At 69.2% G+C, this 25,883-nt stretch carries 25 protein-coding genes and 1 pseudogene; 18 read left to right on the top strand and 8 right to left on the bottom strand.

Annotated features, from left to right (window positions below; all coding sequences use genetic code 11):
- Nucleotides 1-107 precede the first annotated feature (107 nt).
- The 4 genes from ACZ6ZQ_RS33210 to ACZ6ZQ_RS33195 form a co-directional block, all read right to left on the bottom strand.
- Nucleotides 108-524, bottom strand: a complete 417-nt coding sequence (locus tag ACZ6ZQ_RS33210) for a DUF4259 domain-containing protein (protein WP_469772230.1) — start codon at nt 522-524, stop codon at nt 108-110.
- Between the two features lie 61 nt (nt 525-585).
- Nucleotides 586-1,236 (bottom strand): ISL3 family transposase, encoded by a 651-nt coding sequence (locus tag ACZ6ZQ_RS33205; protein WP_469772229.1) that lies wholly within the window; start codon nt 1,234-1,236, stop codon nt 586-588.
- A 124-nt stretch (nt 1,237-1,360) separates the two neighbouring features.
- On the bottom strand, nt 1,361-2,275 hold the full coding sequence (locus tag ACZ6ZQ_RS33200) for an ISL3 family transposase (protein WP_469772234.1): 915 nt from the start codon (nt 2,273-2,275) through the stop codon (nt 1,361-1,363).
- A gap of 140 nt (nt 2,276-2,415) precedes the next feature.
- On the bottom strand, nt 2,416-2,817 hold the full coding sequence (locus ACZ6ZQ_RS33195; RefSeq protein ID WP_469772228.1) for a winged helix-turn-helix transcriptional regulator: 402 nt from the start codon (nt 2,815-2,817) through the stop codon (nt 2,416-2,418).
- A gap of 1,386 nt (nt 2,818-4,203) precedes the next feature.
- Here ACZ6ZQ_RS33195 and ACZ6ZQ_RS33190 point away from each other — a divergent pair.
- From ACZ6ZQ_RS33190 to ACZ6ZQ_RS33160, 7 genes and pseudogenes are all read left to right on the top strand, one after another.
- Complete coding sequence (locus ACZ6ZQ_RS33190; protein ID WP_469772227.1) at nt 4,204-5,211, top strand: serine/threonine-protein kinase; 1,008 nt, start codon at nt 4,204-4,206, stop codon at nt 5,209-5,211.
- A gap of 535 nt (nt 5,212-5,746) precedes the next feature.
- Complete coding sequence (locus ACZ6ZQ_RS33185) at nt 5,747-6,403, top strand: recombinase family protein (protein ID WP_469772226.1); 657 nt, start codon at nt 5,747-5,749, stop codon at nt 6,401-6,403.
- 60 nt (nt 6,404-6,463) lie between these two features.
- Nucleotides 6,464-6,781, top strand: a complete 318-nt coding sequence (locus ACZ6ZQ_RS33180; protein ID WP_469772225.1) for a trypco2 family protein — start codon at nt 6,464-6,466, stop codon at nt 6,779-6,781.
- Between the two features lies 1 nt (nt 6,782).
- Nucleotides 6,783-9,449, top strand: coding sequence for an NACHT domain-containing protein (locus ACZ6ZQ_RS33175; RefSeq protein WP_469772224.1), 2,667 nt, complete (start codon nt 6,783-6,785; stop codon nt 9,447-9,449).
- Entirely contained in the window at nt 9,446-9,982 is a 537-nt protein-coding gene (locus ACZ6ZQ_RS33170; protein ID WP_469772223.1) for a DUF6801 domain-containing protein, read from the top strand. Before ACZ6ZQ_RS33175 ends, ACZ6ZQ_RS33170 begins: the two co-directional genes overlap by 4 nt.
- A gap of 60 nt (nt 9,983-10,042) precedes the next feature.
- Nucleotides 10,043-10,573, top strand: coding sequence for a hypothetical protein (locus ACZ6ZQ_RS33165; protein WP_469772222.1), 531 nt, complete (start codon nt 10,043-10,045; stop codon nt 10,571-10,573).
- 279 nt (nt 10,574-10,852) lie between these two features.
- Nucleotides 10,853-11,218: pseudogene (locus ACZ6ZQ_RS33160) on the top strand (ISKra4 family transposase); the annotation flags it as partial.
- A 128-nt stretch (nt 11,219-11,346) separates the two neighbouring features.
- On the opposite strand, the gene ACZ6ZQ_RS33155 reads toward ACZ6ZQ_RS33160, so the two are convergent.
- Nucleotides 11,347-11,769, bottom strand: a complete 423-nt coding sequence (locus ACZ6ZQ_RS33155) for a DUF6223 family protein (RefSeq protein ID WP_469772221.1) — start codon at nt 11,767-11,769, stop codon at nt 11,347-11,349.
- A gap of 219 nt (nt 11,770-11,988) precedes the next feature.
- On the opposite strand from ACZ6ZQ_RS33155, the gene ACZ6ZQ_RS33150 reads away from it, so the two are divergent.
- The 4 genes from ACZ6ZQ_RS33150 to ACZ6ZQ_RS33135 all read left to right on the top strand — a co-directional run bounded on the left by ACZ6ZQ_RS33150 (nt 11,989) and on the right by ACZ6ZQ_RS33135 (nt 15,610).
- Nucleotides 11,989-13,116 carry a sensor histidine kinase gene (locus tag ACZ6ZQ_RS33150; RefSeq protein ID WP_469772220.1) on the top strand — a complete coding sequence of 376 codons (1,128 nt, stop codon included), beginning with the start codon at nt 11,989-11,991 and terminating at the stop codon, nt 13,114-13,116.
- Complete coding sequence (locus ACZ6ZQ_RS33145) at nt 13,113-13,775, top strand: response regulator (protein ID WP_469772219.1); 663 nt, start codon at nt 13,113-13,115, stop codon at nt 13,773-13,775. The genes ACZ6ZQ_RS33150 and ACZ6ZQ_RS33145 overlap by 4 nt, the downstream gene beginning before the upstream one ends.
- A 480-nt stretch (nt 13,776-14,255) precedes the next feature.
- Nucleotides 14,256-14,672: a hypothetical protein gene (locus ACZ6ZQ_RS33140; RefSeq protein ID WP_469772218.1), complete on the top strand. Its 417-nt coding sequence runs from the start codon at nt 14,256-14,258 to the stop codon at nt 14,670-14,672.
- 443 nt (nt 14,673-15,115) lie between these two features.
- Entirely contained in the window at nt 15,116-15,610 is a 495-nt protein-coding gene (locus ACZ6ZQ_RS33135; RefSeq protein ID WP_469772217.1) for a hypothetical protein, read from the top strand.
- A gap of 97 nt (nt 15,611-15,707) precedes the next feature.
- Here the strand turns inward: ACZ6ZQ_RS33135 and ACZ6ZQ_RS33130 are convergent, their stop codons facing one another.
- Both ACZ6ZQ_RS33130 and ACZ6ZQ_RS33125 read right to left on the bottom strand, forming a co-directional pair.
- Entirely contained in the window at nt 15,708-16,610 is a 903-nt protein-coding gene (locus ACZ6ZQ_RS33130; RefSeq protein ID WP_469772233.1) for an EamA family transporter, read from the bottom strand.
- A gap of 147 nt (nt 16,611-16,757) precedes the next feature.
- Nucleotides 16,758-17,237, bottom strand: a complete 480-nt coding sequence (locus tag ACZ6ZQ_RS33125) for a MarR family winged helix-turn-helix transcriptional regulator (RefSeq protein ID WP_469772216.1) — start codon at nt 17,235-17,237, stop codon at nt 16,758-16,760.
- 68 nt (nt 17,238-17,305) lie between these two features.
- On the opposite strand from ACZ6ZQ_RS33125, the gene ACZ6ZQ_RS33120 reads away from it, so the two are divergent.
- Nucleotides 17,306-18,145, top strand: a complete 840-nt coding sequence (locus ACZ6ZQ_RS33120) for an alpha/beta fold hydrolase (RefSeq protein ID WP_469772215.1) — start codon at nt 17,306-17,308, stop codon at nt 18,143-18,145.
- Nucleotides 18,146-18,785: 640 nt separating this feature from the next.
- On the opposite strand, the gene ACZ6ZQ_RS33115 is transcribed toward ACZ6ZQ_RS33120, so the two are convergent.
- On the bottom strand, nt 18,786-19,490 hold the full coding sequence (locus ACZ6ZQ_RS33115) for a type 1 glutamine amidotransferase domain-containing protein (protein ID WP_469772214.1): 705 nt from the start codon (nt 19,488-19,490) through the stop codon (nt 18,786-18,788).
- 137 nt (nt 19,491-19,627) lie between these two features.
- On the opposite strand from ACZ6ZQ_RS33115, the gene ACZ6ZQ_RS33110 reads away from it, so the two are divergent.
- From ACZ6ZQ_RS33110 to ACZ6ZQ_RS33085, 6 genes are all read left to right on the top strand, one after another.
- The gene (locus tag ACZ6ZQ_RS33110) at nt 19,628-20,536 is read left to right on the top strand and encodes a LysR family transcriptional regulator (protein WP_469772213.1); all 909 of its coding nucleotides are present in this window, start codon (nt 19,628-19,630) and stop codon (nt 20,534-20,536) included.
- Nucleotides 20,537-20,878: 342 nt separating this feature from the next.
- Nucleotides 20,879-22,138 carry a glycosyltransferase gene (locus ACZ6ZQ_RS33105; RefSeq protein ID WP_469772212.1) on the top strand — a complete coding sequence of 420 codons (1,260 nt, stop codon included), beginning with the start codon at nt 20,879-20,881 and terminating at the stop codon, nt 22,136-22,138.
- Between the two features lie 663 nt (nt 22,139-22,801).
- Nucleotides 22,802-23,320, top strand: a complete 519-nt coding sequence (locus ACZ6ZQ_RS33100; RefSeq protein ID WP_469772211.1) for a hypothetical protein — start codon at nt 22,802-22,804, stop codon at nt 23,318-23,320.
- A 211-nt stretch (nt 23,321-23,531) separates the two neighbouring features.
- Nucleotides 23,532-24,056, top strand: coding sequence for a DUF1153 domain-containing protein (locus ACZ6ZQ_RS33095; protein WP_469772210.1), 525 nt, complete (start codon nt 23,532-23,534; stop codon nt 24,054-24,056).
- Between the two features lie 474 nt (nt 24,057-24,530).
- Nucleotides 24,531-25,076, top strand: coding sequence for a hypothetical protein (locus ACZ6ZQ_RS33090; RefSeq protein WP_469772209.1), 546 nt, complete (start codon nt 24,531-24,533; stop codon nt 25,074-25,076).
- A gap of 248 nt (nt 25,077-25,324) precedes the next feature.
- Nucleotides 25,325-25,744, top strand: coding sequence for a hypothetical protein (locus ACZ6ZQ_RS33085; protein WP_469772208.1), 420 nt, complete (start codon nt 25,325-25,327; stop codon nt 25,742-25,744).
- The last annotated feature ends 139 nt before the right edge of the window (nt 25,745-25,883 follow it).

Below are 25,883 nucleotides of genomic sequence, written 5' to 3'. Positions count from 1 at the left end.
GAACCACCCCCGGCACAACCGGCCAAAACCGCTCAAGGCCCCGAAAACACGGCTTGGCTTTGTTCACGACTTCCGGTTCTGGCTCGCTTTCCGTGAACCGGTCACGATTAGTGATCAGTGGGTGCTTCGAGTGCCTGGAGGATCTGTTGCACTTCCTGGCGCCACTGGTCGGCGTCGGCGCTGTCCACCCAGCCGGTCGCCATTTCTGATCCGTCCTGAAAAACCCGGTCCAGTGCGAGCCTGGCCGACGCGCGGAGCGATGCTGGTAGTTCGGGCAGCGGTTCTCTGGGGCCGTCATCGGGGTCGATCACGATGGGGCTGTCCGGGATGGTGCCGGCGACGAGAGCGCCAGCGGCAACGGCTTCGGCGCCGTCTCCGCCATCGACGCGTGCTCCCGAGTCGGTGACTCGCTGGAATGCCCGCTCGAGCACGTCGATGACCTGCTGGTGGGTGAGTCCCTCAAGTTCATCGACGAAGTCTGCGGCGAGGTCGCTGTCGAACGGGCCGGTTCCCCACGTTCCCATGCATGGCTCCTGGTATGGCTGTCTCGGACGGAGGCATGGTTCCAGGAGCCACTGACATCGGTCACGGGGCGAGGAGGACTCGCTTGCGGAGCAGTGCGAAGCCGGCACGTGCGAACATCTGGCGCTTGAGCATCTTGATCCTGTTGACGTGTCCTTCGACGACGCCGGAGTTCCAGGGCAGGGTGAGTCCGGCGATGACCGCGTCGCGGTCTCGGTCGATGCCTGCCGCGAGAGTGTGGAGGCTGGGCAGGCCGTCCTGGCGGACGGCGTCGAGCCATTGCGGGAGCCGTCCGCCCTGGCGCTCGGTGCGCATCTGGGCGAAGGACCGGACGTGACCGGTCAGGGCGTCAAGTTCGGAGCAGTGGGCCAGGACGGCCTTGAGCCGGAGCTGTTCGATCTCGGTCAGCGTCCCGGGTCGGCTGAGGATCCATTTCGTCACCACGCGGGGTGCCGGCGGTTGCGCGGTGACCGGCCGCGGCGAGGTGCGTTTCTCCCGCAGGTAGGCGCTGACCCGGCCGTAGCTGCCTCGATAGCCCAAGGGAACGATCTCTTCCCAGAGCTCCCAGGCGTTGGTGCAGCCTTCGTCCCAACGGCCGTCCAGGTACGGCTTGTACTCGTCGAGGACGGAGGTCCTGTTGTGCTGCCACTGGCCGCGAAAGAGGTCTTCTGGCTTGGCAGCGTCGGCGAGGCTCTTGACGGTGCGGTGGGTCATGTTCAGCTGGCGTCCGATGGAGCGGCGGCTGTGGCCGGCTGCCAGCAGCGCGTGGACGGTGGCGTGCCTGGCCCGGATGCGGTTGGCGAACCGGTCGCTCCGCCAGGGAGAGTCCGCCTTCTCCTCAAGGCGGCATCGGTTCGTCGGCTTTCTCCTCCCGGTCGGGGACGCGCAGGCACTGGCGGTGGCGGGCGACTGCCCGCCCAGCGGCCTCGCCGAGGTTGTTCCACAAGTGCCACCTGTCAGCGACCTGGACGGCCTGGGGCGCCCCTGTCGTGGCGCCTTCCGCGAAGAACGGCGCGCGGTCCCGGCAGACGACCTCGATCCCGGGTCGCTTCGCCAGCCATGCAGCCAGGCTGGACGCCTCCCGGTCAGGCAGCAGATCCACCGGCCGGCGGATCTCGACATCGACCAACACCGTGCCGTAGACCCGTCCTTTACGTGTGGCGTACTCATCGACACCGACTACCCGCGGGGCGGGGACTTCCGGTTCAGGCAACGCGCCGAGCAGCCGCAACACCGCGCTGCCACTGATGGACACCCCGAAGGCCCGTGCCCTGCGGGCGCCGGCGCGGCCGGCGAGGGCGAGGCCGACCGCGGCGAGAGTCGACCCCAACCGCTCGGTCCACCTGCTGTGCCTTCGGGTGAGTCCCGGCATCCGCTCGGCGAACGTTCGCCGGGCACACGAAGACTTTGGACAGAAGAACCGCCGGACTCGCAGTTGGAGGACCACCCGACGTCCCCCACTGGGCACGTCCGCAGGAAACCGCAGGTAAGAGCTGTGCACCCGGCTCGACTCTCTCCCACAGTCTGGACACGCCGCCCTCGGCGCCGCACTGCAGGCCGCAACGCGTATCGCCTCGTGGCTCACGTCCAGCGACAGCACCGACACGTCCGCGATGGACGGCAACAGCAGCCCCTCCAGGCGGGGCAACGTCTCTTCCACGACGCCGCACTGTCGACCACACCAAAATCGGCCCTGGTCATCTTCAGGCAACTGTCTGATCCGAGGGTCAGCCCTCACGCAGCGTGCGCGCATCACGGAAAGCGAGCCAGAACCCTCTCTCGTGAACAGAGCCACGCGGCTCCTACCCCCCGCAAGATCCCGTATCCGAGCGTGGAGATTCCCCCCGGGGGCGGGCTAGGGGCGCGGCGTGAGCCGGCCCGCCGGCCCGCTGATCAGGCCGGTTCGCCGGCTCGGCCTTCGGCCCAGGCTTCTTCTTCCTGCCGCGCGGTGTCGTAGGCCCGGCGGGGATCGGCCACCTGCACAAAGTGTGCTTGGGACCAGGCGGTGAGAGCGCCGAAGAGGGGTACCAGGGTGCGGCCCAGGGCGCTGATCTCATACTCGACCCGCGGAGGGATCTCGGCATGGTAGGTGCGGATGATCAGGCCGTCACGTTCGAGCCGGCGCAGACGCCGAGTGAGGACTTTGGGAGTGATGGCCGGCAGGTGCCGCTGCAGCTGATGGAAACGCAGCCGGCCATGGTGCTCCAGGACCCACAGGATGGGAGTGGTCCAGCGACTGAAGACCAAGTCGATCACCGGGCTGATCGGGCACGCCTGCTCCACGGGACCGGTCACGGCACCACCCTTTCCTCCTCGGCCTCGTCGTCACCTGACCGCGAACGGGACACTCACCTGAAGAAAACCACTATACGAAGGATACTGGCCTGGTGAAGTCCGGGAGCGGCCCCAAAACCCCGCCCCGGGACCGCAGACCGAACAGCCGCCCGCTCATCACGCACCCAAACGGCCCGGCAACCATGAACGCAGACATCACCATGCCGTTCCCGCTCCTGCCCACGCGCGAAGGCCACCCGCCCGAGACCGGACCCGAAGTCCCGCACCCGCAGCCCACACAGACCAGGCCCACCCGACCGGGTCCCACCCATCCAGCCGGCACTCGCCACAACCATGCCGGCCCCAACCCGCTGGCGTACGTGCTCGAGCGACGACGACCCGAGCACCACACGGCGTAGCACTACTCCAGCCACCCACCCGGCAGATGACGCCTGGATCACACAAGGCCGGCGAAGGCACAGCACGTGAGGCGAGAGCCCGCCGACACGCACGCCGTCACTGGGCGCACCGCATTTCGCCGGCTCCCCTCTCTCTTTTTCGTCCTTCCGAGCCGTGCCGACACCGATACGCCAGCCCCACAAGCCACCCGGCGAACACCAAGATGATCACGAACCGAGTGGGGCACGAACCGGGTAGGGCACGAACCGGGTAGGGCACGAACCGGGTAGGGCACGAACCGGGTGGGGCACGGGCGGACAAGCCCCCACCAGCGGCGGACACTGATCTGGGGCAAGCAGCCCTATGGATCACTCGATAGAATTCAGGCATGGGAGAGCGGCCCGACGCGCCGACCGCGCCCGAACTCGTCCCCGAAACCAACCCCAGCCCCGGCCCCGGCCCCGGCGGCTGCGGCACCGGCTTCGCGGCGATGAGTCCGAGCCGGTACCACCACGCCGGATCCGGCCCGCCCAACGCCATCGTCACCGACCACACCCCCACCCCACCCCACCCCGCCCTGCGCGCCAGGGCTGCTCACGGGAACCGGACGGCCAGAGCCGAGAGCCACGCGATGGACCCCTGCGCCGACAGGCACCGCGCCCGCGCCCCCGGCGCCGCACAGGGCAGCCTCACCGGCTGCCGCAACCCGGACACGGACACGGGCAGGCGCTGCGGTCCGGACGGCAGCCGCAGGGGCCGCAGGACTCCGGTACCGGCGGGCCGGCCCGGATGCGGAACCGGTGACCTTAAACCGGCCGGGCCCCCGTACACCGCCGGCTCCGCCGGCTCACCACCGGGCCACGCGCGGCACACCCGGGACCTGGTCCACGACCAGCCGGCCCGCACACCCGCCCCTACAGGCGCCGGTACACCCACCCGAACACCCGCCGGCACAGGGCACCGTCCCAGGCCCTCACCACGCCGGCAAACCGGTGACAGGGGTGCCTGATGGAACAGGCATCGAACGACATGAGCCTGTACGCGGGCCGGCCCTCCGGCCTGATCGGCCAGCAAATCGCCGGCTACCGCATCGAGCGCGAGATCGGCCGCGGCGGCATGGCCGTCGTCTACTGCGCCAAAGACCTCCGCCTGGACCGCACCGTCGCCCTCAAACTCCTCGCCCCCGAACTCGCCCGCAACGACACCTTCCGCCGCCGCTTCACCCACGAATCACGCGTAGCCGCCGCGATCGACCACCCCCACATCGTGCCGATCTTCGAAGCCGGCGAAACCGACGGCGTCCTCTACATCGCCATGCGCTACGTCTCCGGCCTCGACCTACGCGCCCTCCTCGACCGCGACGGCCCCCTACCCGTCCACACCGCCATCCGCATCGCCGCCCAAGTCGCCTCCGCACTCGACGCCGCCCACGACCACGACCTCGTCCACCGCGACGTCAAACCCGGCAACATCCTCATCGCCAAAGGCACCGACATCGACCACCCCGAACACGTCTACCTCACCGACTTCGGACTGACCAAAAAATCCCTGTCCCTCACCGGATTCACCACCGTCGGCGAATTCGTCGGCACCCTCGACTACGTCGCCCCCGAACAAATCTCCGGCCGCCCCGTCGACGGCCGCTGCGACCTCTACAGCCTGGCCTGCGTCGTCTACGAAACCCTCACCGGCAAACCCCCCTTCCAACGCGAAGAAGACATGGCCCTGCTGTGGGCACACCAGTACGACCAGCCACCCGCCCTGACCGAAAAACGCCCCGAGATCACCCCCGCCCTCGACGACGTCCTGGCCAAAGCCCTCGCCAAAATCCCCGACGACCGCTACAACTCCTGCCAAGAATTCGTCACCGCCCTGCGCGCCACCGAAAACCACACCGACAAGACCACCCACCCACCCACCCGCATCGACCACCCCACACCCACCACCACACACCCCAGGCCACCACCCCAACCACCACCCTGGACCCACCCCATCTACCGCCAACCACCCACCTAAGGGCTGTCCCGCAATACCCGGCGGACCAGCGCGCGGCGTCAGATGCGGTACATCGCAAGGCGGAGAGCCATCCCAATACTGGATGTATCGGGACGATTCGACAACGCAGCGAGGTGCCGTAGCTGTCATGCGCCCGGTGGATACTGCAGGTCAGCCCTTAGGGAGCGTCTTCACAGCAGCATCGCCCGCCCAACGTCCCGTCTGCCCGGCGACGTCCGACGCTGGGGGCACCTCCCCTGCCCGAAAGGCTACGGGGGAGATCGCAAGCAAGAGCAAGTGCCATGGCCTGCTCGTGATCGCGCTCACCGACGCGTCGGCATCCCGGCCTACTTCCTGCCCAGCGCCCGCGAACTCGGCCGCACCGATCTCACCTGACATCGGTGTTCCATATCCTTGGAAGCGGAACAGGGATCCCGATGCTCCGTCAGAAGGTACGCGTCCTAGGGCGATCAAACCCGCCGACCGTTCCGCAAGTCGTTCCACGCATCACGTTCCGGAAAACCCGTACGGCGTCGGCTCCCGGTACGGTACGGCCATGCCAACCGACCACCGTCACCCCGCCAGCGGCCTCGATTTGGGGTACGCCGGGGTCTCCACCACCAAGCAGAGTCTGGAACGCCAACTCGACGCCCTCGGGGCGGCGGGCATCCCGGACGAACGGATCTACGTCGACAAGAAGAGCGGCGCCACCGTCGAGCGCCCCGGCCTGACCGATCTGCTTGCCTGCGCTCGGTCCGGCGACACGATCGTGGTCTACACCCTCGATAGGCTCGGAAGGAATCTGCGCGAAGTCCTCAATCTCGTCCACGAGCTCAACGACAAGCAGATCGGGGTCCGTTCACTAGCCGACCCCTTGCCGATCAACACCGCCGACGAGGGCATGGGCCGCATCGCCTTTCTGCTGCTGGCCCTGCTAGCCGAGATGGAACGCACCTTCAGCGCCGAACGCGCCACCCACGCCCGCGCCGTCGCCGAAGCCGCCGACCGCCGCATCGGCCGACCCGTCGACCACCCGCCGACAAGATCGAGTACGCCAGGCTCCTCAAACATCAGGGCAGCAGCCTCGGCCAGATCACGGCCAAGACCGGGATCCCCAAGACCTCACTCCACCGCTACCTCACGCAAGCAGATCCTGCCGCCGCACCACCCGGAAACTCGTGATGACCTACGCCTTGGGCCCGCGGCAAGTTGAAATCGACCACCGGGACTGGCACCACTCACTCCTGAACCTCACAGTCGAAGAGGAGTAGCTATGGCGACGATCGGGTTGGCCGCAGCCATCGAGGAACTGCGGCAAGAGCTCTACCAGGCCCAGGCCCGGGGAGCCCAGCAGCAGTTCGCCTTTCAGATCGAGGAAGCCGAGCTGGAGTTGCTGCTGGAACTGCGTAATGACGGCACGGGCGAGGGGAAGCTGCAGTTCGGGGTGGCGACCGTGGGCGGGGGCGGATCCCATTCCTCGGTCCGCGGGCACAAGCTGACGCTGAAGCTACAGGTCAAGGACCGGGCCACGGGCGGAGCCAGCCCCGAGATCGGTCGTCGGCAGTCCGGCTCCTGGGATGACGAGGGCTGAGTTGGACCGTCGAAGACTGGCTCTGATCCGTGGTGGTAACGCCAAGGAGTTCCGTCGCATCGGTACCGGCTATCTGATCGGGCGTCGCCTGGTGCTGACGGCCCGGCACGTCGCCGAGGAAAGCAAGGGCATGCCATGGGCCCGGATCGACGTGCGTGTGGGGCACCCCCAGGACGCTGACGTCCATTGCCGAGCAACGGTGCGCTGGACTCACCCGGAAGAAGCCGATGTTGCTTTGCTGCTGCTGGACGACGAGGTCGACGTGCCCGGAATGGTGCGCTGGGGCCGTCCCGTCGGCAACACCCCGCTGCCCTATCAGGGTCTTGGGTACCCCTCGGCAACCTTCAGGGATGGGCAGCACAAAGTGGAGCACCTGAGAGGGAAGCTGCCTCCTCAGGCCGGCGGTGTCGGCGCCCAAGATCTGTATGTCCTGGACCAGGAGTCTGCGCCGGACATGCGTGCGGACGGCGAGCAGGCCTGGTCCGGAGCTTCCGGCAGCGCGGTCTTCTGCCAAGACCATCTGGTCGGCGTCGTCATCCACGATGACCACGCGTTCGCGAACCGCCGCCTGCACGCCTGCCCGGCCCGCACCTTCACCAGCGACCCCGCATTCGCCACACTCCTGCAGCGTTACGGCGATGGCCCTCTTGGGCTGGTCGACATCACAGCCGTACCGCCCGACCGCGCGCCAAGCCGCCACCCGGCGCTGGCCAAGAAACTCCGTATCCTCACACAAAGGGTCCTCGCCGACCTGGGGCAGGACCAGGTTCAGCAGCAATTACGGAGCGGGCCGCCGCTGCCCGTGCATTGTGACGCGGCACCCGAGGAGTTGACCGGTCGGAGGAAGGGTGCCCGGAGGACCTCGGCGGCACTGGCGGCCGCTTCCCCGCTGGACCTGGCAGGTCCGCTGAAGAACATCGCGGCCGTCTACGAGGAGAATGAGCGCAGCCAACTGCTGGTGCTGGGCGGGGCCGGTTCGGGGAAGTCCGTCTTGATCCGGCGCTTCGCGCAGGCCCGCCTGGAGGACACTGACTGGACCGAGAAGAGACCAGTGCCGGTGATCTTCAGTCTGGGGTCATGGGACCCCACCGCCACGTCCCTGCGGGACTGGCTGATCGACCGCCTGGAGCGGGATCACCCCTTCCTGGCCAGACGGCTCCCCCACAGAGGGACATGGGCCACTGAACTGATCGTGGGGGGCCACGTGCTGGTGATCCTGGACGGGTTCGACGAGGTGGCGGAGGACCTTTACGAACCCGCGCTGCGGCAGCTCGGGGCCTCCAATCTGCCGCTGCTGCTGACGAGCCGCCCCGCAGCGCTCAGAGGCGTCAAGCCAAGCGAAGGGCTCTTTCCGGGGATCGAACTGACGAACCTCACCCCCGACGACTGCTCCGCCCGCCTCGACGCCTTGACCGGATGGGCACCCGTCCTGGACCGGTTGAGCAGCCACTCCGGCGAACCGGCCGCCGCCCGGCTCGCCGCCGTACTGACCACTCCCCTGATGCTCACCATGGCCGAGGCCTTCCACGCGTCCGGCGGCGATCCTGAAGGCTTGCTGAAACTCGCAGAGTTCAGCTCCCAAGACGCGCTGGAGAAGCACCTCCTGGACGCCTTCATCCCCAGGACGTACGACCCCATCCTCAACCTGTCCGTCCCGAAACGCCGACGCTGGAACGCCGAGCGCGCAGGCCACTGGCTCGGCTACCTCGCCACGCACCTCAAGACGGACGCACAGAAGCCCGACGCACAGGACATCGAGTGGTGGCAGTTGGGCACGACCATGAGCCTGCCCGCGCGCATGGTCGTCTCCGGGGCCCTGTGCGGGCTCGTGTCGGGGACGGCGGTCGCACTCGTCCACGCCCTCATGAGCCACCCCCCGGCGGCGCTCCTCGACATGTTCCTGAACGTGCTGGGAATCGGGCTGGCCTTCGGGCTCGTGCACGGACTCGCGTCGAAAGTCGAGGCCGGCGGCGCCTTCAAGCCGTCCCGCATGCAGATCCGGGTACGCGGCGAGTCGATGGAGGTGAGGTCGAGGAGAGTGCGGGAGACCTTCCTCCCCAGAGTCGGCGGCGGACTGGCCGGCGGACTGGTCTTCGGGATCGTCTTCGGTGGCGGGGTCGCGGTCTACGCGATGCTCCTGTCCTACCCTTGGCCCTTGGTCGCCCTGTTGTTCGGGAACTGGCTCGTGTCCGGGCCCCTACTCGGACTGGCGGTCGGGATCGTCCTCGCGCTGGTGGCCTGGCTCGAGACGGACGCCAAGCCGGAGGAATCAGTCAGCGCGACGGACCTGTTGCGCACGAACCGCACCATCGTGCTCGTTCAGGCGGCCGTGGTGGGGCTGGTCCTCGGGCTTGGATACGGGACCGCCGTCACGCATTTCAACGGCTTCGCCCTCGGCGTCCCGACCGGGATCGGGGGCGGACTCGCGGCCGCGGTCGGAGTCGGCACGCTGACCGCGTGGGGCCGCTGGGTGGTCCTGGTCCGCCTCTGGCTGCCCCTGTCAAGACGCCTGCCTTGGAGGGTGAACGCCTTCCTGGACGACGCCCGCGCTCGAGGCGTACTGCGCCAGGCCGGCGCGGTCTACCAGTTCCGCCACGCACGGCTGCGGGACCTCCTCGCCGAGGCACACCGGCAACACGAACTGCCGACGGAAGGCGGGAGCCGATGAGCGTCGGGCGCGACACGGCCCGCGGCGGCACGCGGACGTACGGCACCGGGGCGGCGGCCCTGGGAGTCGCCGGAGCGATGACGGCCGCGCTGGGTAGCGTGGCATGGGGTATTCCGCCCGCCTCCGCACAGCCGGTGTCGATCAAGCTGAGCTACACCTGCGCGTTCACGGGGATCGGCACCGCACCGGTCACGATGAGGATCAGCACGGACATCCCGAGTTCGCTCGAAGTCGGCGACTCCAGCCCGAGAGCCGCCGTGAACGGCGTGGCGACGGTGGATGCGAGCTTCACCGCGCTGGCGCCGCTCGTCGGCGCGAGGACCCTGAAGGGCTCCGTGGACGGGACCGCCACCGTGTCCGCACCGCAGGGCGACAGCCACCTGTCCGTGCCCATAACGATCCCCCGAACCCCCATCCCGGCCTTTGGCGCATTCGACATGTCCGCCAAGGGCACCGCGCCCCCCATCACCTTCACCCGGCCGGGCCACGCGAAGGTCACCGTCGGCAATCTCGGCCGGGTGCGGTTCCTTTGAAGGGAAGCGCACGACATCGGCTTGCTTGCGGATGATCGCGGAGCCTGTCAGGGCCCCGACGTGACCGTACTTCTGGGAGACAAGAACAGGTTCGCCGCTGAGGTCGGTGATGGGGAGCACTCGCTGCGCCGGGTGGACCTGTGGGCCGCGGGGCAATGGCTGACCTGCGACGACAGCATGGCGTTCATCGGGCAGTTCCGCTCCGACGTGATGGACACGGTGGCGTGGCTGCGCTCCGGAGCCTGCTCTCCGTTGCCGTTCGACGGTCTGTCCCCGGAAGCCACCCACCGGCGTCTCATGCACCGTGCCGGCGCTGACGACGAGACCGAAGAGGAATACCGGTTCCGCAGCCAGTTCCGGGTCTTGAGCTGGGGACCCAGCACCGACAACGTAACCGCTCATCTTTTCCGCGACGCTGACCGCTTGGCGCTCACTCTTCAGTTCTGGCGCGAGGAACACCTGGTCAGGCATTCAGACCATGCGGGCAAGGTCTTCGTGGCGGAGGTCCCGGCCGAGGAGTTCGTCGGGATCCTTGAGGATCTTGCGGCTGTGCTCGACGACAGCCGGGATCCGTCGCCCTTGAGCGGCTGAACTGCCCGAACACCGACCGGGCTGTATTCCTCCGCTGGTCTCTACCGTGGTGGTGGAGGAGGGCTGGTGGATGGGCTCACCGTTCGAGGAGCTGGAAGTCCGGGAGGCGGCCGCCCGGGTTCGGGTGGAAGAACTGGAAGCCGCGATCGCCGATCTGTCCGCAAAACTGGCGCTGGCCAGGGACGGGCTTGAGCGCCTGCGGATCACGCGGGAGACGGTCGCCGAAGTCCTCGCAGAGATCACGCCGGAGACGGCGGTCGCGGCCGGGACGTCACCGGAAGGCGAGTCGAGCTCGTGGTCGCTGCAGAAGTGGACATCGACGCCTTCTACCGCGCGCGGATCCCGGTCCCGTGCAGCCGGGACATGCCTCTGGTGGTCCAGGTGGACGGCAAGGGCGTGGTCATGCGGCCCGAGGCCCTGCGCGAGGCCACCCGCCGAGCTGTCGAGAAAGCCGCCAGCGGCCGGCTCGCGCCGGGCGAGAAGCCGAACCGTAAGCGGATAGCCACCGTGGCCTGCGTCTTCGACACCCGCCCGGCCCCCAGACGCCCGCACGACCTGGTCCACCCGCCAGGCGGCCGCAGCGGTGAACGCCCCGCCCGCCCCGGGCCGAAGGCCGTTCGACGTCGAGTACGACCACCGCACCGAACCCGTCACCCAGCACGACCGGCTCCGTGCCACCCCGCTCCCCGTCCCCTTTGCCGGGAGCACCGACAGTCGACACACCACGGAACGCCCCTTCAGACAGACCGAACGCGCGCTCGTACCCGCTGAGGTCAGCCGGTACGGCGGGAGCGGGTCAGAGCCAGCCCGCCGAGAGCCATACCGATCAGCCCCACCAGCATGGCCACGTAGGCTCCGCCCAGCCCGTTGCCGGTGCCGAGACCACCGTCGGCGGTGACCGCGACCAGCCCGCCGAGGGCCATGCTGATCAGCCCCGCCACCACAGCGACCACGGCGCCGAGTGATCCGTTGGCAGTGCCGAGACGACCCGCGGGGCGGGCCAGCGCCAGTCCCGCGATGACCACACCGGCCAGCCCCAGCAGCGCGCCCGTGGTGGCTGCGAGTCGCCCGAGGCTGAAGTCGTAGAAACTGGCGGCGACCGGCTGGACCGAGGCGTGCGCGGCCGCCGGCGCGGCAAGCCCGATACCTGGGAGCAGAGCGGCCGCGGCGACGGAAAGCAGGCGACGAACAGACATCAAGGTGCTCCTTGTCTCTTCTGCGACTTGTGTCGCCTGAGCATGTCTGCCGGACCCGCCCCCGGTCGTCCGACGGACGCAGACACTTCGCACTGCGCGGACGCATCATCCGGCTACCGCGGACACCGCAGGAGGCGTGAAGGTACTGCGTGTGCGGTAGCCGGTTGCTCGTCCACGAGGGTGACTCGCCCCGCGGCAGCAGCCAGCTAGGGTGCGCGCATGAGTGCAGGTGAGTCCGGTGCCCGGGCCCGTGTCGCAGACTGGGTCATTGCTGTCGGCGTGGCGGCCGCGCTGCTGGTCACCGGACTGTCCGGGCAGCGTTCCGCCACGGACCTCAACTTGTTCGGGTACGCGCTGCTGACGGCCGGCGGGCTGGCACTGGCCGTGCGCCGCCGGGCTCCGGTTGCCGTCCTGGCCGTCGCCGGCTTGTGCGCGGTGGGGTACCAGGCGATCGGTTTCGATGTGCCTGCCGTCGCGTACCTGTTCGCGGTGTACGCAGCGGTGCGGGCGGGACACCGCACCGTCACGGTGGCCGCGAGCGTGGCCATGCTGGCCATGCTCCCGCTCGCGGCCCTGGCCTCGGGCATGCACGACACGGGCGAGGCGTTCGCGCAGGCCCGAGGTGCGCTGGAGCTGGCCTGGCTGATCGCGGCCGGCGCCGCGGGTGAGGCGCTGCGGCAGGCCGAGCGGCGGGCGGACGAAGCCGAGCGCACCCGGGAGGAGACCGCGCGGCGCCGCGCAGACGAGGAGCGGCTGCACATCGCGCGGGAGCTGCACGATTCGCTCACCCATCAGATCTCGGTCATCAAGGTGCAGGCCGAAGTCGCCGTCCACGTTGCCCGCAAGCGTGGCGAAACGGTGCCGGAGGCTCTGCTGGCGATCCAGGAGGCCGGTCGTGAGGCGAGCCGGGAGCTGCGCGCGACGCTGGAGGCGCTGCGCGACGACGACACGGCGCCGCCGCGTGGGCTCGACGACGTCTTGGAACTGGTCGAACGAGCAAGAAAGGCCGGCCTGGAGGCAACGCTGACGATCGAGGGACAGCGGCACGACGTGCCGGCTGCGGTGGACCGGACCGTCTACCGGATCGTTCAGGAGTCGCTGACCAACATCACCCGTCACGCGGATGCCGGCACGGCATCGGTCCGGATCGACTGCCGTCCGGACGCCCTCGCGATACGCATCGACGACGACGGCAAGGCCACACCGGTCGTCGCGCCGAAGCCCGGAGTCGGGTTGCTCGGGATGCGCGAACGCGTCACCGCCCTCGGCGGCCGGCTGCGGGCGGAACCGCGGGGCGAGGGCGGCTTCACCGTCCAGGCAGAACTCCCCCTGGACCGGACGTCATGATCCGTGTCCTGCTGGTCGACGACCAGCCACTCATTCGCAGCGGGTTCCGTGCGCTCCTCGATCTCGAAGAGGACATCAAAGTGGTGGCCGAGGCCGCCGACGGCAACGAGGGACTGAAGCTCGCCAAAGAGCACCTGCCCGACGTTGCGCTCATCGACATCCAGATGCCGGTCGTCGACGGCATCGAGGCGACCCGGCGCATCGCCGCAGACCCGGCTCTGGCCGGGATGCACGTCGTCATCCTGACCAATTACGGCCTCGACGAATACGTCTTCAACGCGCTGCGCGCCGGCGCTGCCGGATTCCTGGTCAAGGACATCGTGCCGGAAGACTTCCTGCACGCTGTACGCGTCGCCGCGCGCGGCGACGCCCTGCTGGCACCCTCGATCACCCGCAAACTGATCAGCCGGCACGTCACCCAGCCGCTCCCCATCGACACCGGCACGGGGCTGGAAGAGCTGACCAGCCGCGAACGCGAGGCCGTCGTCCTCGTCGCGCAGGGCCTGTCCAACGACGAGATCGCGGGCCGTCTGATGATCAGCCCGCTCACCGCGAAAACCCACATCAACCGGGCCATGGCCAAGGTCCACGCCCGCGACCGGGCCCAGCTCGTGGTCCTCGCCTACCAATCCGGCCTGGTAGACCCACGCAACTCTTGACATCGACGCTCCGAGTACATACCTCCTGATGATCCTCATACTGAACAGCCTCTCGGGGGTGCTGCCGATTGTCGTGAACATCGAAGACGGCGCAGTTCGCGTGCCTCCTGAAGAACTGGACAACCACTGTCGCCAGTCGTGAACAGAGCCAGGCCCGCGCCGGTTTCCGGCGCGGGACGGGTGAACACGGCGACAAGCACCAGGGAGTCAGGGCGTCAGAGCGCCGGGGATCTTGCCCGATACGGGGCCTGCGTGTTCCGTAGCCCGGAAGCAGGACGCGATGATCTGGTCGCCGCCCCGTGGACCGACTCCGCCGTCCCCGCCGGTCACTGCCGGGGACCTTCGGCGCTGCGGGACATCGGACGGTAGTGGGCGCCTGTTTCTGAACCCCCAACTAGCAGGCCAACAGCCGACGGCGTTTACTCGTGCTGTCTCAGCGTCGACCCGCCTTCTTGAGGCGACCGGGGAAACCCTGTGAAGGTGCCCGCTGGCAAGGGGGTGGGAAATACGCTTGGTGCCGCGGTCGTCGGGCACGGATCGGCTGTGCTCGTGCTATCGCCATTGACGGGAGCCAGGATGGGCTATTTAGACGGCATAGAACCACGCCTCAGGAAAGCGTTGGAGCTCCGCAAACTCTCCCTCCACGAGCGGGCAGACAGGAGGGGTTACTTCGACGTGTACTGGGATGACGGCATCAAGAACGCTCCAGACGACCGCGGACTCCCTGTCGGGTTCCTGAACGTGTCCGCCTACCCTTCCGGCTTCATGCAGCGCAAGGTTGAGTTCTGGTGGGTCAGCATTTCCAGTCCAGTGGTCCATGAGGTCGCCAGCAGGCTTCCTGACATCAACGAAGCCATCAGCGTGTTCCTTGTCCATCTCCCCGACCGATACTCCTGAACCAACCGCTGGCGGTGCTCTTGAGTGCCTGCTTCTGAGCCCCCGGAAGACGCGGGCTCAGTAGCCTGGAACGAGGCGGACAGCCAAGATCACCGTCATTACCTTGAGATCGATCAAGCTACCGGACTCCTGGGAGGGCCCCGGCCGGCGGTGGTACGGACCGACGCCACGCTGTTCGCCGCTTCTTTCGCTCACGCCTCACCAGCAGCGACTCCCGTTCGGGGAACGGTCACAGTGACCGTTCCCCGAACGCCTTCCCAACATCCCATTTCGGGTTACGCCTCCTGACCTGCTCATACGGAGTTCAGAAGCAGGCACTCACGAGAGTCGACAACGCCCTTTCCTCGTCGTGGTCCGGGTGCATTCGACAGGACGGCCTGTCCGATGGAGCCCGACCGATAGCGGCTGACGGGCCGGTGTCCGGTCGGGCAGGGTGCCGGCTGATGAGCGATGAACACGAGATGGCGTACGTCCACCACGACTCTGTCGAGGGCCTGCTGCAACGGGGGCGTGGCCTCGACGCGGTACGAGCGCTCCAGGACCCGCAGCGAGTGGCCGCGTTTGTACATGACGGCATCCGTCGTGACCAGCGATGGGACGGGACCGACGATCGGTCTCTGTGCCTGGCGCGGCTGGTCCAACCCCTGGAGCTGTCCCCCACGCCAGTCGTGGACCAGCTGGTGGCGGACGAGGAGGCCTGTTTGCGGGCCTGCGAGGTCCTGGAGCTGCTGGCTCTCGCTGGATCGGACGATATGTGCTCAGGCCGCGGTGGCCTCCAGCGCGCGTCCGGCCAGGGCACCGTTCACGGACCTCGCGCCGGAGCGGACCAGCGCGACCAGGTGGGCCCGGTGATCACCCGTCGGCGTTCCTGGGCGGACGCGACCGGCTTGAACACCACCGCCAGGACGGCAGCCGGGCTGCTGGGGCGGCGAGGATGAGGAGCTCAGCGTTGCTCGCACCTCGTACCTCGTTGAGCCGGATCCCGACAGCATGATCCGGTACCGGCGAGATGACCGCTCCTCGCGCTATCGGCGCTCAGGCGTCCGGGCGGGTGCCGCGTGCGGCGCCCGCCGATGCGGCCACCACGCACAGCACCGCGATCCACTGCGACCAGTGCAGCGACTCCCGGAGCACGATGAGGCCGATGAGGGCCGCCACAGCTGGTTCGAGGCTCATCAGGATGCCGAACACGCGCGGTGGGATCTTGCGTAGTGCTTCCAGATCCAGCGAGTACGGGATCACCGACGACAGCAGTGCCACGCCGAGCCCCAGAACCAGGACCCACGGCTGAATCAGCGCCGTTCCGCCGTCGGCCACGCCGAACGGCACAGCCACCAGTGCCGCGACGGCCATCCCCAGAGCCAGACCATTGCCTTGCGTGGTGTGGCGGCCCAGCGCAGCGCCGAGAAGGATGTACAGGCCCCAGCACGTTCCTGCGCCGAGGGCGAACAGGAGACCGGCAAGGTCGAGGTCGCCGCGTCCCTCCATCAGCAGGACCACGCCGCCTGCCGCGAGCACGGCCCAGAACGCATCCAGCCATCGTCTCGACCCGGCCAGGGCCACCGCCAGCGGCCCGAGGAACTCGATGGTTACCGCGATCCCCAGCGGGATCCGGGCCAGCGCCAGGTAGAAGCACAGGTTCATCAGGCCGAGAATCACGCCGTAGCTGAGCACCACTGTCCACGTGCGACGATTCATGCGCAGTGACGGCCGCCACAACAGCATCAGCACCGCCGCCGCGAAGAACAGCCGCAACGCGACTGTCCCGAAGCTGCCCACTGCGCCGAACAGGTGCTTGGCCAATGCCGAGCCCACCTGAACGCTGACAATGCCGAGCACTACCAGCGCCGGTGGCGGGATCGCGCCGAAACTACGTCCCGCCAGCGCGGCCAGGGAAGACCGGGGGAACGGGGCGCGCCTGGTCCTGTCGATGTTCATGGTGGCCACGCGTGGATTCTCAACGACCCGGGCGCCGCACGGCACATGATTTTTCCTCAGATCCCAAGGCGCGATCCAGGTGGTGCCCATGAGGTGCCGAACCTGCTCGCCTGATCTCCCCGCCCGCACCGTCCGGTTCAGCCAGGTTCACCGACCGGTGGCGTCCTCCCGTTGGACCTGCCGCCCTGCGGCAACGACGTCGCGCATCTCCACCAAGAAGCGCCGCACCGTGGCCAGCTCCGCATCTTCGAAGGAACGCATCGCCACGACCATGTTGTTGATCAGCGGCCCGAAGAACGACCAGCCCATGGCCATGGCCTTGTCCTCCACCACCAACAGGACCCGGCGGCGGTCGTGGGTGTCCCGTTCGCGGCGGACAAGACCGAGCCGCTCCAGTCGGTCGATCAGGGCAGTGGTGGAGGCCGAGTTCAGCCCCAGCCTGCTGCTGAGCCGACCTGGTGTGGCTGTGAGGCCGGCCCGGTCGGCTTCCAACAGGTGGATCAGTGCGCGCACATCCGTGGGATGCAGCCCATTGGCGTCGGCGAACTCGGCGCCGAAGAGGTCGAGTTCTACGGTGATGGCCCGCAGCAGATGGACCAGTTGGAGAGAGGGGGCCTGGTCGTCCATGTGTTCCCTCCACGCTATTGTCTCGATGGTCGAGAGAGTCGATGGCCGAATAGTTGCATGGAGGAGTCATGGACGGCGAAGCGGCCTTCTACGCGGCGTACGACGCAGTGTTGCGACGGTGGCCTGCGGATACCCGAAGCATTGATGCACCCTGCGCCTACGGCACCACACGGGTCCATCTCTGCGGCCCCGAGGACGCCACCCCGCTCCTTTTGCTGCCCGGCGGCGGAACCACCTCGGCGGTATGGTTCGCCAACATCGAGGCCCTCAGCCGCACTCACCGGGTGCACGCAGTCGACCTGATGGGCGACATCGGACGCAGCATCCACGAAGGGCCCCCGCTGCGCCGCGCCGCAGACCTGATGTCCTGGCTGGACGCGCTCTACGAGGCGCTGGGGCTCGATGCAGCCCAGCTGTGCGGCCACTCCTACGGAGCCTGGATCGCGCTGAACTACACGCTGCACGCACCCCATCGGGTCAGCAGGCTCGCCCTGCTCGATCCCACCAACTGTTTCGCCGGCATGAGCCCCCGCTATCTGCTGCGCGCGGTGCCCATGCTGCTGAGGCGCACCGCGGAGCGCCAACGCGCCTTCTTCCGCTGGGAGACCGGGGACGCTCCCCAGAACCCCCTGTGGCGAGACTTCCTGGACACGACCGCCTCCGCCCGGCGCTCCAAGGTCGTCGCGATGCGACGACCCAGGACGCAGGACCTGCGGGCCTGTGCCGTCCGGACCCTGGTGCTGCTGGCGGAGCACAGCCGGGCACACGACGTACGGCACGTCACCGCCGGCGCGAGCCGGCTCCTGCAGAACGCAACCCTCGCTACCCTGCCGGGCGCCTCCCACCACTCCATTCCGACCGAGCAGCCGGCCCAACTCAACCGCCTGCTGTCACAGTTCCTGGCCTGACCGTCCACGACCGCACCGCGACCACTGCCTGAAACGCCAACGAACCAGGCAGGAGGAGCGCCCGGGACTTCCAGAGATCCTCATCAGCACGACGGCCACCAAGCCGCCCATGCTGTGCCCGACCAACCGCCGCGCCGGCGACACCCGCAGCAGCCAGGGCCACAGCGAGCACACTGGCATGTGATCCCAGCATGCAACCGAAGCCCGCCGGCCGGCCACCGAGGCCGCCCCATCAGGCCGATCAGCAGCGACCGGCACCCGGCCGGCAGCTGATGCACCACCACGTCCATGACACAGGCCGAGATGGCACCCGGACCATGGACGCAGACGTGCGGCGGCTCCCGCCCCGGGAGCCCCACCCAGCACATCCGATCACCCCCCAGGCGTCACGACGGCACTACGCACAGGCTCCCCCCCTGCAGCCAACATCCACGAAGAGACCTGCATCCATGGACAGAGCAGAGCAGCCACCGCAGTCCGGCGCACCGCCGCCATGCACAACGCACTCGCCGCGCAGGCCCTGATGCCGGCACAGGCACCGGTCAGCAGACCTCGTCCGTCGTATGCCCGCAGCAGTCGTGCGGTCGGCGGCCGGCTCGGGCCCGAGCGGCAGGGCTGCGCGGCGGGCAGCCGGGGAGGGTCAGGCGTCCTTGAGGGCGGCGAGGACCTGCTTGGCGGTGGTGATGCTGGACTGCGGGTTCTGGCCGGTGATCAGGTTGCCGTCGACGATCACGGTGTCGGACCAGGGGGCGCCGGTCTTCAGATCCGCGCCGCGCCCGGCGAGGCGGGTCTCGACCAGCCACGGCGCCGCGTCGCCGAGCCCGCCCTGGCGCTCCTCGTCATCCGTGAAGCTGGTGAGGCTGCGTCCGGTGAAGACGAAGGTGCCGTCCGCGTGCTCGGCGCTGAGCAGGGCTGCGACGCCGTGACACAGGGCGGCGATGGTCTCGCCGCGGTCGTCCGCGTCGGCGAGCAGGGCGCCGAGCTCGGGGTTGGCGGCCAGGTCGGTCATCGGCGCGTGGCCGCCGGGCAGGTAGAGGGCGTCGTAGTCGGCGGCGCGGACGGCGGCCAGGCTGAGCGGGGCGGCGAGGTCCGCCTCGATGGACTCCAGGTACGCCTTGAAGGTGGCGCCGTCGGCGGGCTCGACCCCGCCACGCTCGTCCAGCGAGATCGCGTCGACGGTCGGGCGGACGCCGCCGGGGGTGGCGATGTCCACCTGGTGGCCGGCTTCGGCCAGCACCTTGTGCGAGGCGGCGACCTCCTCGGCCCAGTAGCCGGTGGGGTGTGCGGTGCCGTCGGCCAGGGTCAGGGTGTCGGCGGCCGAGATGATCATCAGAATCTTCGCCATGGGGGAAACGGTCCTCTTCTCGTGCGGGGACGTGGCCCGGGGTGACGTCCCCCGGGTAGTGACACCAATCCAGTCTTCATCAGATCCGCATTGCTTCCGCGCCTGTTCCATAAGGATTCTTATGTATTGTGGGTTGCGTGACGGACCTCGATCTGCTGGCGACCTTCCTGGAGATCCACCGCCGGGGCTCGCTGACCGCCGCCGCCACCGCACTGGGCATCTCCCAGCCCGCCGTCAGCGGACAACTCGCCCGGCTGGAAGAGCAGCTCGGCGGCGTCCTGTTCACCCGATCACGCCACGGCGCCCACCCCACCGCCCGAGCGCACGAGCTCGCCCGCCGGATCGGTCCGCACCTGGACCGCCTGCGCCACGCGCTGGCCGAGGACGCCGACGAACAGGCCTGCCAGGGGACCGTGAGACTCGGCGCAGCAGGCGAGTTCGCCGCGGCCCGCCTGTTGCCCGTGCTCGCCCCCGTCACCCGCCGCGGCCTGCACCTGCGCATCACCCTCGGCCTCGCCGAGCCGCTGCTCGTCTCCCTCGCCGGCGGGGAGCTGGACCTGGTGGTGTCCTCCATCCGGCCACCGGCGAAGCTGCGCGGCCTGGCCGCGATGCCCTACGTGGACGAGGAGTTCGTGCTCGTGGGGACCCCGACCGCCGCCCGCTCGATCGACCCGCAGCACCTCGCCGAGGACCCGGTCGCGGCCCTCGCCCACCTGCCGCTGGTGGCGTATGCCGAGGAACTGCCCCTCATCCGCCGGTACTGGCGAAGCGAGTTCGACCGCCGCCCGCCCAACCCCGTCTCCGTCCTGGTACCCGACCTGCGGGCGGTGCTCACGGCCGTGATCGCCGACGCGGGGATCTCGGTCCTCCCCCGCTACCTGGCCGAACCCGCCCTGAACGCCGGCTCGCTGGAACAGCTGCACCGCACCCGGGTACCGCCGCTCAACACCCTCTACCTGGTCACCCGCTCCGGCGACGCCCAGCCCGCCGTCCAACTCGTCCACCGCCGGCTCCTCGACCAGGCCACCACCTGGGGCCCCCTGTGAGCCCCGCCTCACAGGCCGCGGCCGGCACAGGGACAGGACCGCGATCCCTCCGCGACGTCCGCGACCACGTCCGGCAAGAACGACAGCTCCTTCAGACGGAGCAACGTCTCATCCACGACGCTGAACGGTCGGCCACAGCCAGAACGAAAGCTGATCATTTTCAGGCAACGTGCGCACGGCCGATCCGGGCGTCAGCCGTCACCCGGCGTGTCCCCTTTCACGGACGCGAGCCAGAACCCGAGTTCCTACAGCACCCCCGTCCTTGCCTCGGAACCATGAACATGGTCCGGGCGAGAAGGCTGGTCATCTTGTTGCGGCAGCCGAAGGGGGAGACTTGCGGTCGTGCGGGTTCTGGTGGTGACAGCGGGGTCGGTCGGGGACGTCATGCCCTATACGGGGCTGGGGGTGCAGTTACGGGAAGCCGGGCACGAGGTGGTGCTGGCAACTCACGCGGGGTTCGAAACGCTCGTACGCAGTCGTGGTCTGGATTTCCGTTCGCTGCCCGTGGATCCACGTGAAGAGCTGGCCTCGGCCCAGGGACAGCGGTTGGCGCGTGCGGGTACGGGGCCGTGGGCGCTGGCCCGTCTGATGCGGATGACGCGGGCTCTCGTCCCGGAGCTGGGCCGCGGGGTGCTCGCTGCTGTGGAGCAGGGCGCGGATGCCGTGCTTCTGTCCGCCTCCGTCGCACGGCTGGGGCATCTGGTGGCCGAGGCGTTGCATGTGCCGAGCATGGGTGTGTATGTCCAGCCCTGGTCCCCCACACGGGAGTTCGCTCCCGCGTTGTTCGGCAAAGGCCGCTCGCTGGGCCGGTGGGGAAACCGGGCTTCCTCGCGGGCCGTGCTGGCGGCGACCGACCGTGTCTACGCCCCCAGCGTCCGCGAGCTGCGCGCCCGCCTCGGCCTTCCCCGCCGCGCCGACAGCAGTTCCGTGCGGCGGGAGAGCGGAGGATGGCCAGTCCTGTACGCCTACAGCCCGACGGTGTTGCCGCGCCCTGCCGATTGGCAGCCGCAAGCGCAGGTGGCCGGGTACCTGTGGCCTGCCCGCCCCCTCGGCTGGCAGCCGGATGCGCACCTGGTCGACTTCCTGCGGGCAGGTCCGCCCCCGGTGTTCATCGGGTTCGGCAGCGTCGTCGCCGACCCAGAACCCCTGGCCGACACCGCAGCGAAGGCGCTGCGGGCGGCGGGCGTGCGCGGTGTCGTCCAGGCCGGGTGGAGTCGGCTGCGCGTATGCACAGACGCTGTGCTGACCGTCGACGAGGTGCCGCACGACTGGCTGTTCCCGCGCATGTCTGTGCTCGTCCACGCTGCGAGCGCGGGAACCACCGCAGCCGGGCTGAGGGCCGGGGTGCCGGCCGTACCGGTGCCGGTCCAGCTCGACCAGCCGTTCTGGGCCGCCCGCCTGACTGCACTGGGCGTCAGTCCCGCACCGCTCCCCTTCCGGCAGCTCACGGCCGAGCGGCTCGCCACCGCGATCCGCCGCACCGCCCAAACCCCCGCCTACCGCACACGCGCCCGTCTCATCGCACAGCGCCTTGCCGCTGAGGACGGAGCCGGCCAGGTGACCGCAGCCGTCCAGCGCCTGCACCAGCGGGCACGCCCATGACCACCCGGCCGGCCGGCACAGGCCGCCGGTGCCCCATGCCGCACAGCACGTACCAACCGCGACGCGGGACCACAGCCACGAACAACCGCACCTGAACAGACCACACGGGATCACGTAACGCGTCCAGGTGACGTCACACCCGGGCTCTGGCGCAACTTCCGTGAAAGCCGCCGACGGTCTTGGAGATCCGCAGTCGACCTCGAACCGGTCAGCGAGAGCCATCCCGCCCGTGGCAGCGTGCGGGCACACGTCCCGGGCGGCAGGCTGCGGGCTGCCCGCGATGACAGTGCGCAGTCCCGGGCGGCAGGGCGGCGAGCTGCCCCGGGGTGGCCGGCGTGGCCGGGTTCGCCGGGATGGCTGCAGGACCGCCCCGCCAGGGTCTTCAGCCGGCTTTTACCCGACACACCGCGGTTCCGTCAAGTCCCGAGTCCTCGGAACATGACCTCACACCGCCCGCCCGGCCTACTTGAAGTGCGGGCCTCACCGGAAACGAAACGAGGCAGCACGGCAAGAACGGAAATTCCTTTCGCACCAGAATTTCCCTCCTCGCCGAACCGCCAGATATCCCGGCACGGTGACCGACAGCAAAAGTAGCTGGCCCCGCCGACTGTCCCCCGAAATTTCCGGGGAATGTCAGCAAACCCCTGCAGAAGGAGAAAATCCATGACCCGCAACATTCACACTCACAACGAGGCCCGGCCCAACCGACGCTTCCGCCTCGCGATGATCTTCGCATCGACCGCAGTGCTCTCCGGGGCCGTGGTCCTCCCCGCATCCGCCGCGACCGTCACGGCCCAGCCCGCGGCCGCGACCGCGTTCGTCGCCGACGGCGGCGCCGGCGGTGCCGGCGGCGACGGCGGCGGCAGCGTCTTCGGTTCCGGAGGCGGCGGCGGCTCCGGCGGCTCCGGCGGCGGCAGCATCGTCGGCGACGGCGGAGCAGGCGGCGAAGGCGGCGAAGGCGGCGGCAGCATCTTCGGCGGCGGCGGCGGAGGCGGCGGAGGCGGCGGAGGCGGCGAGAGCGTCTTCGGCGACGGCGGCGAAGGCGGCGACGGCGGCGGCGGAGGCTTCAGCTTCTTCGGCGACGGCGGCGACGGCGGCGAAGGCGGCGGCGGAGGCGGCAGCATCTTCGGCGACGCCGGACCCGGCGGCGACGGTGGCCCCGGCGGCTTCAGCTTCTTCTAAACCCACCCCGAACGGCCCAGGCCACCACCCGGGGCCACCCCGGTGGGGTGGAGACCACCCGGCCTCCACCCCACCCCCACCCCCACCCCCACCCCCACCCCCCTACCCACCCAATCCCACAGGTCACCGCGAGCAGCCCGGCCCGCCCCACACAACACCCGGACACACCGCCCGCAGGTGACACCCCTTGTCACCGAAACGGAGCACCCCCATGCCCAGAAGCCTCTGGCAGCGCCCCCTCATCCTGGCGGTAGCCTCCCTCGCCATCGCCTCCGGCACCGCCTCCGCCGCACAGGCCCACAGCACCCCGGCACTCTCCACCCACACCACCACCAGCACCAGCACCAGTGACGACGACACCGGCGACCTCCTCGCCCAGCTCACGGACTGCGCCAAGGGCGGCGAAGGCGGCAAGGGAGGCGAAGGCGGAGAAGGCGGCAGGGGCGGCGAACCCGGCGAACCCGGCCAGCCCGGCCAGCCCGGCCAGTCCGGCTGCTTCCAGCTCGGCGACCTGCCCGACAAATCCAAGGAAGACCTCACCGGGATCGACAAGATACGCATCGTCATCGCCCTGATCTCCGGAGACACCACCACCAAGGAAGTCGCCAAGAAATACAAGATGACCGAAAAGGAAGTCGACACCTGGAAGAAGCAATTCCTCGACGGCGACTGGCCCGAACTCCTCGGAGCCGACTTCGACCTCGGCATCCTCGACAACCTCCCCTTCCGCCCCTGACCCCCCACCCCCACCACCACAAACGGGGGCCCAGGCAGCCCACCGACCAACCAGCCACCTGGGCCCCCACACCGCACAGGACACCCCCACACCCCCAAGCCGCGACACACCCCCGCCCCCAAGCCGCGACACCCCCACACCACGAGGCACACCCGGCACCACCTGCCCCAACCACACAACACGAGGCAGGCCGCCCTGGCCGGAGCGTCCCGCTCCACGACGATCCTCACCTCGACCGGGCATGACCTCCCAAGCCGCGCCCCGACCGGCACCTCAAGAACCTGCCAAGTCCCGAAACCCCGGGGCATGACGCCGAGCCCCCACCCGGCTCAAATGAATACGGACCACCAACCCCACCACCCCCTAACTTTCTGCCACCCCGCATCACGCATCACGTAACGACACGAAACACAGAACACCAAAACCCCGCGACCGAAACCCCGCCACCAAACCGCTTTCCGAAAGAGGGAACCCATGCGCATGAGCCCCTGGAAATACCGTCTCGCTCTCACCGTCTCGGCTACCCTCATCGGCGCCGGCGCCATGACAACCGCCGCCACCGCAGCACCCACACCCCAGACCGCCACAACCATCAGCCACACCCCCCTCCAGCACCCCACCGAAGGCGACGGCACACTCCTCGACGACATCGACGTCGGCGACGACAACATCCAAATCGGCGACCAGGTCTGCGCAGGCAACTGCGACGGAACCGTCAACGGCACCGACGGCAGCAACGGCGGAATCTGCGCCGGACTCTGCGACGGCAGCGCCAACGGCGGCACCGGCACCACCGGCAACCCCAACGAAAACGGCGGCGACGGCGGCAACGGCGGAATCTGCGCCGGCATCTGCAACCAAAGCGCCAACGGCGGCAACGGCGGAACCGGCGGCGACGACCCCCTCGGCCTCGACGACGCCGGCGACGGCGGAACCGGCGGAACCGGCGGAACCTGCATCGGCCTCGGCTGCGAAACCAGCGGCACCGGCGGAACCGGTGGAACGGGCGGCATCGGCTAACCTCCCAACCCCGGCGCCCGCCGTGAGAGGCGTCGGGTTCACAAGGCCCGGAACACCCGTGATGTGCGGCGTGATGTCCCCGTCGGTGACGCTCGATCGCCCGCCCGCGTGGTTGGACTCGATACGGGCGACGCCGTCCAGGACCTGCCAGCGCATCCCCCGGCACTTCGGCACGAAATCCGTGACGGAGGCGGCGGCGCCCCGATACGCGGCGAGCCATCCGCTCGGAGATCCCCACCGCCGCGCCAATGACATTGTCCGTCGACGTGCTGCTCAGTCCGCCGGCCGCGGACATCATCGCGGTGAACGACGCGGCACAGCACATCGCCCCCGGCCAGCAGCAGCATCGTGGGGCGGGCGTCGCTGTCCGCACCCAAAAGTGTGTGCGACCCGCCGGTCTGGAGCCCCTGTTCCGCGGGCACCAGCGACGTGATGAAGGGATACGGGGGACGGCGGAAACCGTCGCGGACGACCGTGCCCCGGGGCTCACCGGCGTTGGCCCGGACCAGTACTCCGCAGAGGAGCAGGAGCGGATCACCGGTCGGCACCGCACGCCCGCCGCCGGCCTCCGTCAGGTGGTGTGGACGGCCGAGGCGGTCCTGCAGGCAGCGCTGTCCCAGCAGGGTGTGCCGTACTCGTGGGGCGGCGGCAACAAGAAGAGCCCGTAGCGCGGTATCCGCTGCTCGCCGGGCGGTACAGGACGGTTCCGCCGTGGTCGGCTTTGACTCTTGGCCCGACCACGTTCGCGCTCGCACACCCCCAGCGACGCGAACTGCTGGGCAAGGACGACGGGCCCGACGCCGGTGA

Source organism: Streptomyces sp. NPDC053673, assembly GCF_055585225.1.
The sequence above is the reverse complement of the archived record's forward strand: the minus strand, read 5'-3'. Positions and strand labels throughout refer to the sequence as shown.